Origin of the sequence: Mucilaginibacter rubeus (genome assembly GCF_014643835.1) — a bacterium.
GTDB lineage: Bacteria > Bacteroidota > Bacteroidia > Sphingobacteriales > Sphingobacteriaceae > Mucilaginibacter > Mucilaginibacter rubeus.
Genome location: NZ_BMKD01000001.1, coordinates 1373440 through 1391826, shown reverse-complemented (window position 1 = coordinate 1391826; position 18387 = coordinate 1373440). Strand labels below are relative to the sequence as shown.

The 18387-nt window shown below is 43.9% G+C and carries 11 protein-coding genes; all 11 read left to right on the top strand.

Features of this window, described 5'->3' with window-relative positions:
• Position 1: 1 nt before the first annotated feature.
• Genes IEX80_RS05665 through IEX80_RS05615 form a run of 11 tightly spaced genes read left to right on the top strand, consistent with a single transcriptional unit; the run spans position 2 to position 18077 of the window.
• Positions 2-1711 (top strand): RagB/SusD family nutrient uptake outer membrane protein, encoded by a 1710-nt coding sequence (locus IEX80_RS05665; protein WP_188832282.1) that lies wholly within the window; start codon positions 2-4, stop codon positions 1709-1711.
• Between the two features lie 47 nt (positions 1712-1758).
• Positions 1759-3315, top strand: a complete 1557-nt coding sequence (locus tag IEX80_RS05660) for a rhamnogalacturonidase (RefSeq protein ID WP_188832281.1) — start codon at positions 1759-1761, stop codon at positions 3313-3315.
• A gap of 13 nt (positions 3316-3328) precedes the next feature.
• Entirely contained in the window at positions 3329-4612 is a 1284-nt protein-coding gene (locus IEX80_RS05655; protein WP_188832280.1) for a PQQ-dependent sugar dehydrogenase, read from the top strand.
• 7 nt (positions 4613-4619) lie between these two features.
• Complete coding sequence (locus IEX80_RS05650) at positions 4620-5084, top strand: c-type cytochrome (protein ID WP_188832279.1); 465 nt, start codon at positions 4620-4622, stop codon at positions 5082-5084.
• Between the two features lie 23 nt (positions 5085-5107).
• The gene (locus tag IEX80_RS05645) at positions 5108-6325 is read left to right on the top strand and encodes a glycoside hydrolase family 88/105 protein (RefSeq protein ID WP_188832278.1); all 1218 of its coding nucleotides are present in this window, start codon (positions 5108-5110) and stop codon (positions 6323-6325) included.
• Positions 6326-6372: 47 nt separating this feature from the next.
• Positions 6373-7932: a glycoside hydrolase family 28 protein gene (locus tag IEX80_RS05640; RefSeq protein WP_229701525.1), complete on the top strand. Its 1560-nt coding sequence runs from the start codon at positions 6373-6375 to the stop codon at positions 7930-7932.
• A gap of 26 nt (positions 7933-7958) precedes the next feature.
• Positions 7959-10016, top strand: coding sequence for a glucosidase family protein (locus IEX80_RS05635; protein WP_188832276.1), 2058 nt, complete (start codon positions 7959-7961; stop codon positions 10014-10016).
• Between the two features lie 30 nt (positions 10017-10046).
• A complete protein-coding gene (locus tag IEX80_RS05630) occupies positions 10047-10886 on the top strand; it encodes an SMP-30/gluconolactonase/LRE family protein (RefSeq protein ID WP_229701524.1) in 840 nt (279 codons plus the stop codon).
• Between the two features lies 1 nt (position 10887).
• Positions 10888-13353 (top strand): glycoside hydrolase family 2 TIM barrel-domain containing protein, encoded by a 2466-nt coding sequence (locus IEX80_RS05625; RefSeq protein ID WP_188832275.1) that lies wholly within the window; start codon positions 10888-10890, stop codon positions 13351-13353.
• Between the two features lies 1 nt (position 13354).
• The gene (locus tag IEX80_RS05620) at positions 13355-15925 is read left to right on the top strand and encodes a glycoside hydrolase family 95 protein (RefSeq protein WP_188832274.1); all 2571 of its coding nucleotides are present in this window, start codon (positions 13355-13357) and stop codon (positions 15923-15925) included.
• Between the two features lie 4 nt (positions 15926-15929).
• Positions 15930-18077 (top strand): glycoside hydrolase family 31 protein, encoded by a 2148-nt coding sequence (locus tag IEX80_RS05615; RefSeq protein WP_188832273.1) that lies wholly within the window; start codon positions 15930-15932, stop codon positions 18075-18077.
• The last annotated feature ends 310 nt before the right edge of the window (positions 18078-18387 follow it).

Below are 18387 nucleotides of genomic sequence, written 5' to 3'. Positions count from 1 at the left end.
GATGAAAAGGATATCTATATATTTATACACCTGTTTGTTTTTAGGTCTTGCAACTACAGCTTGTAAAAAAACACTGATAGAAGACCCGAAATCAACGCTTACCCCTGCTTTTTTTACAACAAGCCAGGGCTTTCAGGCAGGTCTCACTGCAGCCTATGCAGGTTTCAGAACCATTTGGGGGCCGGATACCTATTTTGAATTAACCGTACCCGGCACCGACGAATTTATTGCCGGTAACGATGGAAACAACGGCCTGGTAAAATATAACAGCAACTTTAATACTGCAGATGGTACCGTTGCTACCATCTGGAAAAACTGCTACACTTATATTAACACATGTAATGGCTTGATCGGTAATGTTCCTGCTGATATTGACGCTACAACGGCAGCGAGCATGGTTGGTGAGGCCAAGTTTTTACGGGCAAATTATTACTTTATATTAGTTCAGTTTTGGGGCGACGTTACCTTAAATAAAACATTTCAGTCAGTACCTACTACTTCGGCTAATAGGGACAAAATGGCCGATGTATATAACTTCATTGTTCAGGACCTGAAAGATGCGATAGCGGTTCTTCCTGCAAGCCCTTTAACCAATGGAGTGCAACCCGGCAGAGCTACAAAAGCTGCCGCAATGCACATGCTTGCAAAAGTATATTTAACAAGGGCGGGCTCATCGGCTAAACAGGCAGATGACTATAAAAATGCCTATGCAACAGCAATCGATCTTATAACAAACGTTGCACCGGCCGGAGGTATTAAATTGCAGCAGGATTTCGGGAAAGTATTTGCTGAGGGCAATGAAACTAACAGTGAAATACTTTGGACTGTACAACACACTACTACATTGGCCTACAACGGTTCCGCTACCCAAAACAACAGTGGCCCTGATAACTTGCTGTGCCACTTATTTGTACCTAAGTATGAAGTGCAGCCCGGCATGCAGCGCAGTACCCTTTACGGGCGCCCATATATCCGAGTGGTGCCTACACATTGGCTTACTGATACTGTATTTAGCGAAAGGGTTAATGATCAGCGTTATAATAAAACGTTTCAAACCATGTGGTTATGCAACAATGCAGCTTCAATACCTACGTGGTCTAATCCGTTGCCAGCCGGTGCGCCTGTTGGTGCTCAGCCCGGAGCACCTAAATTTACAGTAGGTGACACCGCTATCTGGATGCCTGGTAAAGCTATGACTTCGGCACAGATTGCCGGTTATCGTTACCAGGTTATTCCGCCTGCCAAATACAGCATTGCGTTGTCGCCAGCTATGATTAAGTATTTTGATACTAAACGGCCCGATCAAAATTCGCCCTCAAGCAGGCCGATAATCATATATCGCCTGGCCGAAACGTATTTAATTGCTGCCGAAGCATTATTTATGGATGGCCGTGCCGGTGACGCAGTGCCATATATTAATGCCATTCGTGAAAGGGCTGCTTACCCTTCAGGCAACGCAGCAGCAATGGATATCACTGTAGATAAACTTTCGCTGGATTTCATTTTGGATGAGCGCTCAAGAGAATTGTGCGGTGAACTTGTACGCTGGCTTGACCTTGCAAGGACAGGGAAGCTGCTGGAAAGGGTAAAACTGCATAATACGGATGGCAAAGCTAATATTAAACCATTTCATGTGCTTCGCCCAATCCCGCAAACACAAATCGATGCAACAATTACAGGTACTCCATATCCGCAAAATCCGGGTTGGTAAACCGGAAGTAGGTAAGGCGTACATAACGTAAAGCGACAAAAAATACTATGAAAAACCACTATACTATACTTCGTATTCTTTTGATTTTTCTTTTGCCATTCTGCTTCATTCAAGCTCAGGCAAATGATAGTACATCGCCTGAAACATCCCCATATAATGTAAAGTTATATGGGGCGAAGGGCGACGGTAAATCAATTGATACTCAAAATATCAATAAAGCAATTGAGGCTGCAGCAGCGGCTGGCGGCGGAACAGTTTATTTTCCGGCAGGGAATTATTTAAGCGGTTCTATGCATCTTAAAAGTGGCATCAGCCTATATATCGATCAGGGGGCTACCATAATTGCAGCGCCTATTGAAGCCGGTTCAGGTTATGATGAGCCAGAAGCTAAAATAGATAATAACTACCAGGACTTTGGACACAGGCACTGGCATAACAGCCTGATCTGGGGCGAAAACCTGCATGATATTTCAATACTGGGTCCCGGTACCATTTGGGGTAAAGACCTGGTGCGGAGCAATAAGGGTGAAGATGATAAGCGCCCGAACAAAACGATCAGTCTTTATTTGTGCCGTAACGTAATTATCAGGGATATTTCGATTCTGCATGGCGGCTGGTTTGGGATCCTCGCAACGGGGATCGACAATTTTACTATTGATAATGTTAAGATGGATACTAACCGCGACGGTATGGATATTGACTGCTGCCGCAACGTACGTATCTCAAACTGCAGTATCAACTCGCCTTATGACGATGGTATCTGTCTTAAAAGTACCTATGGGCTTGGATTTGCCAGGGCTACCGAAAATGTTACTATTACCAACTGCCAGGTGAGTGGCTACGATGAAGGTTCATTTTTGGCCGGCACTTTTACCCGCAATGAAAAAAAATATTCTGACGGTAATCCCACCGGCCGCATAAAAATAGGTACCGAATCAAACGGTGGTTTTAAGAATGTTACCATCTCCAACTGCGTGTTTGATTACTGCCGTGGCCTGGCTCTTGAAACTGTTGATGGTGCACTTTTAGAGGATGTTACCATCTCCAATATAACCATGCGTGATATTGTTAACGCGCCAATTTTTGTAAGGCTTGGTGCACGCATGCGCGGGCCGGAAAGTGCGCCTGTAGGGGCGCTCAGGCGCGTGATCATTAGTAATGTGGTATGCTATAATGCCGATAATAAGCATGGGGCAATTATAAGCGGGATCCCAGGGCATGATATAGAAGACCTGCGGTTGAGTAATATCAGGATCTATTATAAAGGCGGGGGCACCAAAGAGCAATCCATGCGTGAGGTACCCGGTTTAGAAAAAGAATATCCAGAACCCTATCGCTTTGGCACTATGCCTTCTTACGGCTTCTTTATCCGCAATGTTAAAGATTTAAAAATGAACGATGTGGAAGTTAGCTATATCGCAGATGATTTCCGCCCCGCGTTTATTCTTGATCATGTTTCAGGTGCAGATTTTCAACATGTTAAGGCACAGAAAGCAGCGGGCTCGTCAACGTTTGTTTTAAACGAGGTAAAGGATTTTAACATTTATAACAGCCGTCCGGTGAATGACACTAAGCTGGCTAACGCGAATAAAAAAGAATTATAATCAAATAAACAGCATGAAAAGTACACTATTTAAATGGGTAATGATTCTTACGATCCTGCCGGTAAGCCTAATGCTTTATGCCCTGAAGCCAGGATCAGAAGTGGTACCCGATACTGATAATGGAGGTTTAAAATTACCTGCCGGTTTCGGTGCCCTGAAAGTTGCCGAAACCGGTGCAAGGGCCCGGCATTTAGTAGTTACGCCACAGGGCGATATTTATGTAAAGCTGGCTAAACCGAATAAGGAAGGGAAGGGGATTTTGGTGTTGCATGAAGCGCCCAATGGTAAGGCCGAACTTAAATCAGGTTTCGGTACTTATGGCGGCACCGAGGTTTATTTAAAGAACGGGTACCTGTATGCATCATCAAATACCGAGGTGTTCAGGTATAAGGTGAATGATAAAAATGAAGTGATCAACCCCGATCAGCCCGAAAAAATAATTACCGGGTTAAAGGCAGGCCGTCAGCATGAAACCAAATCATTTGCGCTGGATAACGACGGCAATATTTATGTAAACATAGGCGCCTGGTTCAACTCCTGCCAGGAAAAGGACCGCGGCCTGCATTCACCCGGCATAGCGGGATGCCCGATACTGGATTCGATGGGAGGGGTATGGCAGTTTAAAACTGATAAATTAAATCAAACCTATGGCGATGGTGTACGGTATGCTACCGGCTTAAGAAATATGGTAGGTATGGACTGGAATCAGCAGAATAATCAGCTTTTTGTAATGCAGCATGGCAGGGATAACCTGAATAGCTCATGGCCCGAACTGTATACCACCAAACAATCAGCCGAGTTACCTGCCGAGTGTATGTATGCCCTTAAAAAAGGCGATAACGCAGGCTGGCCATACATGTATTACGATCAGATCCAACATAAAAAGATCCTGGCCCCGGAATATGGCGGCGACGGAAAAAAAGAGGCCGATGCTAAGTTTCTTGACCCTGCCGTCGCCTATCCCGGCCATATGGCCCCTAATGGTTTGTTGTTTTATACCGGAAACCAATTCCCGGCGAAATATAAAAACGGTGCTTTTATCGCTTTTCATGGCTCCTGGAACAGGGCACCTGAACCGCAGGCCGGGTACTTCGTTGTTTTTCAGCCATTTAAAAATGGTAAACCTGATGGTGCCTGGGAAGTATTTGCTGATGGCTTTTCAGGCTCGCCAGAGAAAACTGCGGCCGGGCGCGCAGACCATCGTCCTTGCGGACTTGCCCAGGGTGCGGATGGTTCATTATATGTTACAGATGATTCAAAAGGTACCATATACCGTATTATCTATCTTAAAAAATAATAAACAAATGGCTAAATATTTATTGACCCTTCTTTTTGCTTTTAGCTGTTTCCAGCTAATGGCACAGGTTAAAAACAGGGCAAAGTCAAAAGCGAAGCCGGTTGCAGGTTTGGCTGTTTCTATGGCGAATGGCAAAGCTATCTATATAAATCATTGCTTAACCTGCCACCAGGCCGATGGCGGAGGGGTTCCAAATATGAACCCGCCATTAATCAAAACATCCTATGTAACAGGTGATCATACACAATTAATTAAAGTGGTACTTAACGGGTTTTCGGAGAACATTGATATTGATGGAGAATCATATTCAAATGTGATGCCCGCTCATGATTTTTTGAAGGACCGGGAAATAGCAGATGTGTTGACTTATGTGCGGAAAAGTTTTGGTAATAAAGGCGGGGCAATTACAGCAGCTCAGGTTAAGGCGGTCCGCGCGAAGAATATAAAGAAGGCAGCTATTAAAAATATATAACAATCAAATTAAAAACAGCTAAAATGAAATCATTTTTATACTTGTTGCTTATTGCCTATGCTTCGGCAGCGTTTGGGCAGGACGTTAATACTGAAAATATTGTGCGCCGTGTTGCCGATAACATTATTAAGGAAACTTCCTTTCAGTTTGTTAATGCTAAAACAAACGAAAAATATAATTCTACCAAGGGATTGGCTTCATCCATAGATGTCAAGGTTGATAATAAATACAACAAATGGGCATATGTAAATGGTGTTTTAACTATAGGCATGATGCAAACTGCGGATGTGCTTGGCGACAAAAAATATTCAGACTATTCACAGCATAATTTTGCTTTTATTTTTGATAACCTTAGTTATTTCGAAACGCTTTACAAAGCAAAAGCAGGTAAGGTAGAATACGGTTCTGTATTCAATATTACTAATCTCGATGCTTGTGGCGCAATGTCGGCTGGTTTGTTTGATGTGGATGCCCTTGCACAAAGGAAGGATTATGAGGCCTATCTGGAAAGGTCTGCTGCCTATATCCTAACTAAACAAATGCGCTTGCCCGATGGTACACTTGCCCGCCCGCAGCCCCGCTTTGGCACGCTTTGGGCCGACGATATGTTCATGAGCATTCCGTTTTTGGCACGTATGGGCAAACTTACCGGCGATAATAAATACTTTGATGATGCTATCAAACAGGTGGAGAATTTCAACAAATACCTTTATGATCCTGCCACCGGTTTGTTTTTTCATAATTATTACAGCGATGATCAAACCAATGGGGTAGGACATTGGGGCCGCAGTAACGGATGGATAGCTATGGCACAGGTTGAGCTGTTAAACAATTTACCTGCAAACCATCCCAAACGTGCCGAACTGATCAAATTGCTGTTGAGGCAAATAGTGGGTTATGCCCGTTACCAGGATCAAACCGGGTTGTGGCATCAGCTATTGGATAAGCCTGATTCATACCTCGAAACATCAGTTACCGCTATGTACACTTATGCGGTAGCAAGGGCAGTAAACCAGGGCTGGATAAATGAAAAATATATAGCCATTGCCCGTGAAGGATGGAAAGGCTTAGCCTCAAAAATAACTGCTGATGGCCAGCTACAGGATGTTTGTATCGGCACCAATATGGATACTGACATCAAATTTTATTATACCCGCCCAACCGAATTGAACGATACCCATGGTTTAGGCGCGTTATTACTGGCCGGAACTGAAATGATTAAAGCCGAAAAGAAAAAATAGATATGTGCAGGGTAATGAGGTTGTTGTTTTGTATAGCTTTTATCGTTTTGACATCTGATTTTAGGTTGTTCGCTGCCGAGGTGGATATTACCGCTTTTGGTGCTACCGGTAATGGTACTACACTAAATACAATGGCAATTCAAAATGCCATTGATGCGTGCCATAAAAGTGGCGGCGGCAAGGTGGTTGTTCCATCGGGTGTTTTTTTAACCGGCACAATTGCATTGAATAATAATATTACCCTGCATTTGAATAAGGGGGCTGTTTTATTAGGAAGTACCGATGTTAATGATTATAAAAACCTTGATCCCTTTGTTGAAGGGCTTGGGATAAGCGTAGGCTGGGCGCTGGTTGTAGCCGTCGACAAAAAGAACATCAGCATTGAAGGCGAAGGAATTATTGATGGGCAGGGAGCAAAGCTAAAAGCACAGCAGATCTTAACCGATACCCGTGCCGAATCACAACGCTGGGGACGACGCCCTTTTTTATTGCGGGTTGTACGTTGCCAAAATGTTTCAATAAGTGGCGTTACTTTAAATTACTCAGCTGCCTGGACCTCCCACTACTTTCAATGCAGGCAGGTAAATATTCAAAACGTAAAAATTGAAAGCAGGGGAGTTGCCCATAACGACGGCATGGATATAGACGGCTGCCAGGATGTAACTATCAAAAATTGCGATGTGGTAAGCGGCGATGATGCCTTGTGTTTCAAAACAACATCAAGCAAAATGGCCTGTAAAAATATTGTGATTTCGGGCTTGCGCTTAAAAAGCGGGCAGGGTGCCATCAAGATCGGTACAGAATCGATGGCGCCATTTGAAAATATCAGGATTTCAGAGTGTTATATTTATGACACGGCTAACGGAGGTATCAAGCTGCTTTCTGTAGATGGGGCGAATATCAGGAATATTGAAATAGCTGATATTACCATGGTGGAAGTGAAAACGCCTATCCTGATCCGTTTGGGGGCAAGGTTAAGCGTATTCCGCAAAGATCAGGATACACAGCAACCAATAGGAACACTTGAAAATGTAACCATTCAAAATGTTAAGGCAAAGGCAGCAGATAATGCACAGCTCATGCCGCCGTCAGGCATTCTGATAACAGGGATTCCCGGGCATAATATTAAAGGGCTCACTTTAAAAAACATCGAGATAAATCTGGCCGGTGGCGGCAGCGAAGAAAACGCCCGGCAGGTTGTTCCGGAAGCCATCGATAAATATCCCGAAGTAAAAACATTTGGTCCGCTTGTTCCTGCTTATGGCATATGGGCCAGGCATGTTGACTGGTTAAAACTCGATAATATAAAACTCACATTAGGTAGCAATGACCTCAGACCGGCTTTCATTTGTGAGGACGGGAAAAACATTGAACTTAATTCCTGCATAATTCCTGAAACAGCAGGAGCCCAAGCAGTGATCAGGTTAGAAAGCGTTGCCGAAGCTTTGATAAAGAATACCACGGTTGCTGGTTCTGCAGATGCATTTGTACGTGTTGAAGGTGACGCAAGCGGTAATATCAAGATCCTGAAAAATAACATTCCCGGAATCTCAAAAAAGGTTGAACTATCTGCCGGTCTAAAAGCAGGCATTGCCATTTTAAATTAGCATTATTTAGCCATCAAACAGAACATATGAAGATATATCCACAGAAAATATTTTTAGTTGTCCTTACTTTTATTTTTCCGCATATGGTTTATGCCCAGCAGGTTGTGTCGCCCGTGCAAACAGATAGATGGGCGATTCAGCCTGACGGAAGCATTAAATGGACTATTAATGGCCGGTTGCCCCACACCGATCATATCGAAATGTCGGGCGAGAAAGTATCTGTATGGGTACAGTATGGCTTAGATAGCGCCGGTAACTTGTCTATTTCAAGAACCGTTGTTTTTCCTACTTTCAGGATGTTGCCCGATGGCACGCGGACCCACATCGATTATTCATTTGTTGACGGCGAATTGCCGCGCTTTTTTGTCAACAACCGTAAGCTAAAGACAGACCTGGCCAATGGTAAAAAATCAGGCGATCTTTCATATAATATCACCAGTATCAGCCATAAAGGGATCATGAGGATAGCTGCTACGGCAGGTAATCCGGCGCTGGTGAAAATCGATCGGAGCATCTTCCCATCGGTAGATAAGCCAATGGTAATTGAAAAGTTTGTGTTTACCAATATAACCGATAAGCCAGTTACCATTGCTATGGAATATCTGCGGTGTGAGGTTAGGACGGATAGTGCTAAAAGTAAGGTAAGGCCCCATTCGGTTATCAATGGCGCTGTTGATCCTGGCAGCAGGGTAGTTCAGCCGGGATCAAATACTACCTTTTCGATTTATTACCTCGCTACAGATTTTCCGGCCCAGCCTGTTAAAATTGATGCTAATGCGGAAGAAAAGGCTCGTGAAGATCGTATAAATACAATTTTATCGCCCCTGCAATTAAAAACACCCGATACCTTATTAAATACCGCCTTCGCCTTTGCCAAAATCAGGGGCACGGAGAGTATTTACAAAACCAAGGTAGGCTACCTGCACGGCCCCGGTGGGCTTGCGTATTATGCAGCTATCTGGGCTAATGATCAGGCCGAATATATTAGCCCCTTTTTCGCTTTTTCAGGAGATAGTATCGGTAACCTGTCGGCCATGAACTGTTACAGGCTGTTTGCAAAATATATGAACCTGGAATATAAACCAATTCCCAGCTCGATAGTGGCTGAAGGCGATGCAGTATGGAAAGGAGCTGGTGACAGGGGAGATCAGGCGATGATCGCTTACGGGGCGTCAAGGTATGCATTAGCTTATGGCAAACCCGACTCTGCCAAAAAACTGTGGCCGCTCATTACCTGGTGCCTTGAATATAGTCACCGGAAACTGAACGACCAGGGGGTTGTTACATCTGATCATGACGAACTGGAAGGGCGCTTTCCATCGGGCAAAGCCAACCTTTCAACCAATAGCCTTTATTATGATGCCCTGATCTCCGCCGCATATCTTGGCAAACAATTGCATCAGCCCAAAACACAAACAGACGAATATTTAAAGCAGGCCGCGGCGCTTAAAATCAATATCGAAAAATACTTTGGGGCAACTCTTGAGGGTTTTGAAACCTATAAATACTATGAAACTAATGATGTATTGCGTGCCTGGATTTGCCTGCCGCTTACCATGGGTATTTTAGACAGGAGCGAAGGAACAATCAATGCCCTGTTTTCGCCAAGCTTATGGACTGCTGATGGATTAGCAACACAGGCGGGCAAAGAAACATTTTGGGACCGTTCAACCCTGTATGCGCTTCGCGGCGTATTTCAGGTGGGTAAAACTGAAAAAGCAATGGATTATCTGCGCTATTATTCGCAAAGGAGGCTGTTAGGGGAGCACGTGCCTTATCCGGTGGAAGCTTATCCCGAAGGTAACCAAAGACATTTGTCGGCCGAAAGCGGGCTTTACTGCCGGATTTTTACCGAAGGCTTATTCGGCATCAGGCCAACAGGTTTCAGCAATTTTGATTGTACTCCCCGTTTACCAAACGGATGGAATGAGATGGCCCTGAATAATATTCATGCATTCGGCCATGTTTTTAACCTTCAGGTTTCACGGCTAAACAAAGGGAAACTGCTTATCTCCATTACTGAGGGTAGTAAAGTAATTAAATACAGAATAACTGACGGTGGTACACAGGCTGTTGTGTTATAAACTGTATCTTGATATATAAAACAAACCGCTATGAAAAAGATATTAAAATCAACATTGCCTGCTTTAATGGCATTTATAGTACAGGGCGCTTTTGCACAAACACACCAATTGGAAAAGCTTTGGGAAACTGATACAGTAGTACGGATCCCCGAATCGGTTTTACCGGATTTTAAAAAGAAAATCTTATATGTATCAGAAATTGAAGGAAATCCCAGCGCAGTTGATGGTAAAGGTGGGGTTGCAAAGATCGGACTGGATGGAAAGATTATCGACCTGAACTTTACAACCGGATTAAATTCACCTAAAGGCCTTGGGCGGGTTGAGGATCAATTGTATGCAGCCGATTTGTCGGAAGTGGTAGTCATTGATATTAAAACAGGCAAAGTGATCAATAAGATACCTGTCGACAGCGCAAAAATGTTAAATGACATTACCGTAGATAGCAAAGGGATAGTTTACGTTTCAGACAGTAAAACCAAAAAGATCCACCGGATTGAAAAGGGCCAGGTAACAACTTTTTTAACCAACGTAAATGGTGTAAACGGGCTTAAAGCCATCAACGATGATCTATATATCCTCGGCGGACCGAAGTTCATGAAGGCGGATAGCAAGGGTAATTTAACACAAATTGCCACGCTAAGCTGTGGAGGTGATGGTTTAGAGCCGGTAGGTAATGGCGACTTTTTGATTACCTGCTGGTCGGGGCACATATTTTACATAACAGCCGATGGTAAAATAGAAACCCTGCTTGATTCGGAGGCACAAAAGATGAATACGGCCGATTTAGGTTACGACACCATTAATCACATTTTGTATGTGCCAACGTTTTTTGGAAAAAAGGTAGTAGCTTATAAATTAACTACCCATTAATATGCAGTTGAAAAATCTGGGACTGTATTTAATATTGATATTTGTTTTGAGTACTAAGTCTTTATTCGCGCAGCAAAGTACCCGTTTAGATACGGGCTGGCAGTTTATAAAACAAGATTTAGGTGGGATTTGGGAAGCCATCCGTCCGGAAGATAAAGGCATTCCGCATGATGTTCCGCACTGGCAGCAGGTAGTGCTTCCGCATTGTTTTAACGCGCGTGACGCGGTAGATCCCGATGTGAACTACTACCAGGGGCCGGGATGGTACCGTACCCAGGTAAGCATCAATAACCCATATCAAAGAGGGCGTACACTATTGCATTTTGAAGGTGCCGGGCAAAAGACTGACGTTTATGTATATAACACCAAAGTAGGTTCGCATTTGGGCGGCTACGATGAATGGACGGTAGATATAACAAAGGCTGTTAATGACTTTAAGAAAACAGAGATCTGCCAAACTCAATTTAAAGGAAATATCCCTGTCGAAATAAGGTGTGATAACTCGCGCGACCTTGAAAGTATTCCGTCACGTTTATCGGACTTTACAGTGTATGGCGGACTTTACCGGTATCTCATTTTAGTATACGTACCTGTTGTTTCGTTGGATAAGGTTTTTGCCAAGGCAGAGGTTGATAAAGATGGTAAGCAAGGGAAGTTAAATATTGGTCTTCGTGTCTATGATCCTGAAAAAATAAATGCAGTTGAGGGTGATATTAAGATCATTGATCCGCAGGGTAAAATTATCCAGCAATCAAAATATAATTTATCTTCTACTGCGGGAGAAATACCGGTTGGTTCATTTACGGTTAAAAAGCCGCAATTATGGTCGCCAGATCATCCGGTGTTATATACTGTTGAGGTTAGTGCGCGTGCCAATGGCAGTACTTTTACCCAAAGGGAAAAGATAGGGTTCCGGAATTTTGAATTTGTGGATCATGGGCCTTTCATGCTTAACGGTAAACGCCTATTGTTAAGGGGTACCCATCGTCATGAAGACGAGGCAGGTGTTGCAGCTGCGATGACCGAAGGTATGATCAGGCAGGAAATGCAGCTCATGAAAGATATGGGCGTAAACTTTATTCGCCTGGGCCATTACCAGCAATCGCGGATTGCACTTAATCTGTGCGATAGCCTGGGTATTTTGGCCTGGGAAGAAGAGCCCTGGTGCCGCGGTGGCTTGGGAGGCGAGATTTATAAAAATCAGGCCCGGCAAATGCTTACCAACATGATTGAGCAGCATTATAATCATCCAGCTATAATTTTATGGGGGCTTGGAAATGAGAATGATTGGGAAGGTGATTTCTCAGAGTTTGATAAAGCAAAGATCAGGGCCTTTATGAGCGAGCAAAATGACCTTGCCCACCGGCTCGATCCATCCCGAAAAACCACCATTCGTCGTTGTGACTTTTGCAAGGATATTGTTGATGTGTATTCACCCTCTATATGGGCAGGCTGGTATCGTGGTACTTATAACGAGTATAAGCAAACAACCCTCGATGAGTTTAAGAAAGTAAACCACTTTTTTCATGCAGAATGGGGCGGGGACAGCCATGCGTTGCGTCATTCTGAAGATCCTGATAAGGCCTTTGTTAATATTAAGAAGGGAGGCGGCGCCGATGAACGCGCCGGCGACGCGTCGCTCTCCGGCGGAGATGCAAGGGTTTCAAAGGATGGCGACTGGAGCGAAAGCTATATCTGCAATCTTTTCGACTGGCATTTAAAAGAGCAGGAGACAATGCCCTGGTTAACAGGATCGGCCTTTTGGGTATTCAAAGATTTTTCGACACCGTTACGGCCGGACAATCCGATCCCTTATATGAACCAAAAGGGTGTGGTGGAACGGGACATGACCAAAAAGGAATCATATTACGTTTTTCAATCGTATTGGACAACCAAACCAATGGCACATATTTACGGGCATACCTGGCCTGTAAGATGGGGAAGCGAGGGAGAACAGAAGGTGATTAAAGTTTATTCGAACTGTGAAACCGCCGAGTTATTTCTGAATGGAAAGAGCTGCGGTATAAAAAAACGGAACAGCCAGGATTTTCCTGCTGCCGGTTTGCGCTGGGTGGTAACGTTTAAGAAAGGCAGCAACAATATCCGCGTAGTGGCTCAAAAGGGAAAAGCTACCGTAACCGATGAGATTAACCAGATTTATCAAACAGATAAATGGGATAGGCCGGCTAAACTGATAGTTGAGAAAATAGCAGAAGAAAATGGTTTTGCCACAGTACAGGTTAAAGTTTTAGATAAAAACGGTATCCAGTGCCTCGATGCTATAAACTGGCTCAGCTTTTCGCTAAGCGGGGATGGCATATTGCAGGATGATTTAGGTACATCAGGCGGATCAAGAAAAGTGCAGGCTTATAATGGTCGCGCTACTATAAAAGTACAAACCCAAAACGGTAAAAGTGTAGTAGGCGTGCAATCGCCGGGATTACAAACTGTATTTATAAATCTTTAATATGCATCAGCTTAAAAAGTATTTAGTTTTTGTGGGTTTGATAAGTGCCAAACTTGCTGTTGCGCAAACCAAAAGTAATAATGCGGCTTTAAAGCTTTGGTATACAAAACCCGCGGTTGCCTGGGAAGAGGCGCTGCCCCTGGGTAATGCTACTACCGGAGCTATGGTGTTTGGCGGTGTTAATCATGAACGTTTTCAGTTGAATGATCATAATCTTTGGTCCGGTTATCCTGAACCGGGAAACAATCCGCAGGGGCCTGCCCATCTGCCCGAAGTGCGCGCCGCTGTTTTTGCCGGGGATTTTGACAAAGCAGCAGCAATATGGAAAAAATATCTGCAGGGACCTTACACTGCCCGATATCTTCCTTTAGGCGATTTGTTGCTTGATTTTAACCTGACTGATAGCACCTGTAGTGATTATCGCCGCGAGCTGGATTTAAATAATGCCGTATCTACGGTGAGGTATAAGGTTAATGGAGCTAATTTTTCGCGAGAAACCTTCATAAGTTACCCCGACAAGGTGATGGTAGTGCGTATTACTGCCGATAAAAAGGGGGCAGTAAATTTCAAGGCCAACCTGCAAAGTAAACTACGCTTTACTGTTTCGGCAGCCGGTAGCAATAAATTGGTTTTGAATGGCAAAGCGCCAACTTATGTTGCTAACCGTGATTACGAACCCAGGCAGGTGATTTATGACGAGCCCAAAGGCGAGGGTATGAATTTCCGCATCAACCTTAAAATAAAGAATATTGGGGGGAAAGTAAGTGCTGTTAACAATGCGCTGCAGGTTAGCGGTGCAAATGAGGTTATCCTATATCTGACTGAAGCTACCAGCTTTAATGGCTTTGATAAATCGCCCGGATTACAGGGTAAAGCCCCTGCTATCGAGGCTGATAGGAGCCTTTCGGCTGCCGAACAAAAAACATATGACCTGCTTAAGCAAAGGCATATTGCCGATTATCAGCATTTATTTAAACGTGTAGATTTTAATTTAGGCGCTGATGCTGAAATGATAAAACAGCCGATAGATGAACGGCTTAAAAACTTCAATATAGCGAAACCCGATAAGCAGTTGCAAACGCTGTATTATCAATTTGGGCGCTATTTGCTCATTGCCAGTTCGAGGCCGGGAAGTGCTCCTGCCAATTTACAGGGGATCTGGAATGACCAGGTAATACCACCCTGGGGCAGCAATTATACCACCAATATTAATACCGAAATGAATTACTGGCTGGCCGAGAATACCAATCTCTCTGAGTGCCATCAGCCATTGTTCGATTTTTTGAAAGAGCTTGGGGTAAATGGTAAAGTCACTGCTAAAGTAAATTATAATATCAATGAAGGCTGGGTTGAGCATCATAATACCGATATTTGGGCTAAAACATCAACTGTTGGTAATTATGATCAGGATCCTAAAAGCTCGGTAAGGTGGTCGGCATGGCCAATGGGGGGCGCCTGGATGAGCCTTCATTTGTATGATCATTATCTTTTTACCGGTGATAAGGCTTTTTTAAGCAAAACCGCTTATCCTGTTATGAAAGGTGCTGCGCAGTTTATGCTGCACTGGCTGGTTACTGATCCCAACACAGGCTATCTGGTAACAAACCCTTCAACATCACCCGAAAACACAGTTAAGATCAATGGTAAAGAATACCTTGTAAGCGTGGCCTCTACCATGGATATGTCAATTATTCGGGAGCTGTTTCTGGATTGTATCAGTAGTGCCCGTATTTTGGATATTGATAACGCATTTGCCGATAAGCTGAAAAATGCATATAATAAACTTTATCCGTTTCACATAGGCAAGCATGGCCAATTGCAGGAATGGTTTAAAGACTGGGATGATCCGGCAGATACCCACAGGCATATTTCGCAACTGTTCAGCCTGTTTCCCGGCAGGCAAATCTCCGTATTTAAAACACCGGAGTTAGCAGCTGCCGCAAAACAATCCATGATTTACCGGGGAGATGTAAGTACAGGCTGGTCAATGGCTTGGAAGATGAACTGGTGGGCCCGAATGCATGATGGCAACCATGCCTATAAAATATTAGCTGCCGCATTTAATTATATGGACCCATTGCAGAAAAAAGAGCAAATGAGCGGGGGCGGCACCTATCCGAATTTGTTTGATGCGCATCCGCCTTTCCAGATTGATGGAAATTTTGGGGGAACAGCCGGCATGACCGAAATGCTGCTGCAAAGTCAGGATGGTGAAATTGAATTGTTACCAGCCCTGCCCGATGCCTGGGCCGATGGCAGCATCAAAGGCATCAAAGCCCGCGGAAATTTTGAGGTGACTATCGACTGGAAAAAGGGGAAACTGAGCAAAGCAACCATTAAATCAAACATGGGAGGCATTTGCAGGCTGCGTACACCGATTCCCGTAAAAATTGTGGAGACAGGCAGTAAGACTGCTGTTGGTATAAATAGTAATATACTAAATACTCCGCCAGCGATGCCGGTTTATCAAAAAGTGGATGATACTCAACTTCCTGACATTACATTTAATAAAGGCTACTTAATTGATTTTGCCACTGAAAAAGGCAAAACATACACTGTTATTCCCCGGTAATACCATGAAAAATTTAAAATATTGTTTGCTGTTTGTTTTGTTTTTAAGTTTTGCTGCATCACTCCATGCGCAATCAATAAGCTGGACGGAGATAGAACCAGGCATCTGGAAAGGTGTCATTGGCAAGCCCGAGGAGTTTGACCTGTTGAAGGCCTCAGGTGCACAAGCTTATCATGCCGGTTTACAGAAAATGCCTGCTGCCGGTTTTCCCCTGGCACAGGAGGAAATTACCAGCAAGGTACAGGATGGTAAAACCTATCTCCGCTTTCCTCTTGAAAAAAAGGAACAGTTGTTTGGGTTCGGCTTAAATTTTCAAACCGTATTTCAACGGGGAAAGGTGCTTACCCTTCATGTTGATAATTATGCAGGTAAGGATAATGGCCGTACACATGCGCCGACGCCATTTTACGTATCATCAAAAGGTTATGGCGTGTTTATTAATTCAGCAAGGTATCTCAACATATACGCGGGCACAGCTGTGAATCGCGACAGCAAAACTCCGCCTGAAGTGAAAGACCGTAACCTGGATAAATCATGGAGCTCGCACCCGTATTCAGATGAGGTTGAAATACTGGTACCTGCTGCCGGTACCGAGATTTATGTATTTGCCGGGCCAACCATGCTGGATGCCGTGAGGCGCTATAATTTACTAAATGGCGGAGGCTGCTTGCTGCCGCGTTGGGGGCTGGGCTTTACTCAACGCATGCAGCGTTTAACCGACGCGCACGGAGTTGAAGAAGAAGTAAAGGCATTTGAAGAAAAGGGGTACCCGCTTGATTTTATAGGGCTTGAACCTGGTTGGCAAAGTAAATCGTACCCTTGCACTTTTGAATGGGATCAAAGCCGGTTCCCTGACCCAAAAGCTTTGGTTCAGAATATGCTGAAAAAGAATATCAGGCTTAATTTGTGGACTAATCCCTATGTGTCGCCACAAGCACCCCTTTATAAAAGTATTTTACCCTATAGCGGTTCACATACCGTTTGGAACGGCATCGTACCAGACATCAGTATGCCCGAAGCGCGTAAAATCTTCTTCGGCGAACTGGAAAAAGGAAAAATAGATATAGGCGTCAGCGGGTATAAAATGGATGAGGTTGACGGGGGCGACAATTACTTATGGCCCGATGTAGCTGTTTTCCCGTCCGGTCATGCTGCAGAGCAAATGCGCCAAACCTATGGGTTAATGATGCAGCGTTATACAAACGAGATTTATCATCAGCGCAACCAGCGTACATTCGGCCTGGTGCGTGCATCAAACGGTGGCGGTGCATCATTCCCTTATGTTATCTATAATGATTACTATGATCACCGTGATTTTATCACAGCGCTGGTAAACAGCGGTTTTGCCGGTGTATTATGGACGCCAGAAGTACGATCATCCAAAACAGGAGAGGAGTGGCTGCGCAGGTTCCAATCAAACGTGTTTTCGCCGATGGCCATGATCAATGCATGGGCAAGTGGTACTAAACCGTGGTCGTTTCCTGAAGTTGCTGAGCAGGTAAAAGCTATGGCGAACCTGCGGATGCAAATGATGCCATACTGGTACAGCGAATTTGCTAAATATCATTTTGCAGGGATCCCGCCTTTCAGGGCTATGTATATGGAAGACGGCTTTGGAGTTTCAGAGGCCAAAACTGAAAAGAAACAGATAAACCTGGAAGAGAACCCATATGAAGAAGCCATAACCAAAGAAGTTAAAGATCAGTATATGGCCGGCGAATATTTATTGGTAGCGCCCGTATTTGCGGGTGAAACCAGCCGAAAGGTAATACTACCCAAAGGCAAATGGTATGACTTTTATACCGGGAAATATGCAGGCGGAGGTGAAGTGATTAGCGTTGAGCCGGGCCTGGATAAAATTCCTGTGTATGTTAAGGATGGTGGAATTATACCTATGATGCCTGCAATGCTGCATGCGCCAAAAGCAGGACAGAAGGTAGATCTCGAGATCAGGTATTATGGCAACAAGCCCGGTGTTTATTCATTATATGATGATGACGGTGAAACATTTGATTACGAAAAAGGCAACTATTCATTCCGCAAGATTACTGCCATTAAAAAGAATGGGAAATTAATTGGTTCTATCTCTCCCGCCCTAAAAGGAAAACCTGATAATATTGAAAAAATAACCTTTAAATCCATGACCGATTAATAAGTTATTAAAGTGTAAATAATTTGAGCGCTTTTGAAAGATTTATGAATATCTGTAACCCCAAACTATTAAAAACCGCTTATTATCAAAGGTTTATCCCTTTTGAAGATGAAGATAAGTGCAATTTTTAGAAAAGATGGATTCGAACCTTCGTATACTGTATTGTATTTATAAATACTTAATAATCAATTAGTTGTTTTGTTGTAAAAAGCATAAAAAAACGAACTTTAGGTTCGGTTTTTTTTCAGTGGAGCCAGAGGGATCCAATCGAACCCCTTATCCCACTATTAACGCTTTTGGATGAAATGAA

What these genes read in the sequence shown, in the direction of transcription:
- IEX80_RS05650 (WP_188832279.1), top strand. Translation starts at nt 4,620, where the DNA reads ATGGCTAAATATTTATTGACCCTTCTTTTTGCTTTTAGCTGTTTCCAG.
- IEX80_RS05645 (WP_188832278.1), top strand. Translation starts at nt 5,108, where the DNA reads ATGAAATCATTTTTATACTTGTTGCTTATTGCCTATGCTTCGGCAGCG.
- IEX80_RS05635 (WP_188832276.1), top strand. Translation starts at nt 7,959, where the DNA reads ATGAAGATATATCCACAGAAAATATTTTTAGTTGTCCTTACTTTTATT.
- IEX80_RS05625 (WP_188832275.1), top strand. Translation starts at nt 10,888, where the DNA reads ATGCAGTTGAAAAATCTGGGACTGTATTTAATATTGATATTTGTTTTG.
- IEX80_RS05615 (WP_188832273.1), top strand. Translation starts at nt 15,930, where the DNA reads ATGAAAAATTTAAAATATTGTTTGCTGTTTGTTTTGTTTTTAAGTTTT.
- IEX80_RS05655 (WP_188832280.1), top strand. Translation starts at nt 3,329, where the DNA reads ATGAAAAGTACACTATTTAAATGGGTAATGATTCTTACGATCCTGCCG.
- IEX80_RS05630 (WP_229701524.1), top strand. Translation starts at nt 10,047, where the DNA reads ATGAAAAAGATATTAAAATCAACATTGCCTGCTTTAATGGCATTTATA.
- IEX80_RS05665 (WP_188832282.1), top strand. Translation starts at nt 2, where the DNA reads ATGAAAAGGATATCTATATATTTATACACCTGTTTGTTTTTAGGTCTT.
- IEX80_RS05620 (WP_188832274.1), top strand. Translation starts at nt 13,355, where the DNA reads ATGCATCAGCTTAAAAAGTATTTAGTTTTTGTGGGTTTGATAAGTGCC.
- IEX80_RS05660 (WP_188832281.1), top strand. Translation starts at nt 1,759, where the DNA reads ATGAAAAACCACTATACTATACTTCGTATTCTTTTGATTTTTCTTTTG.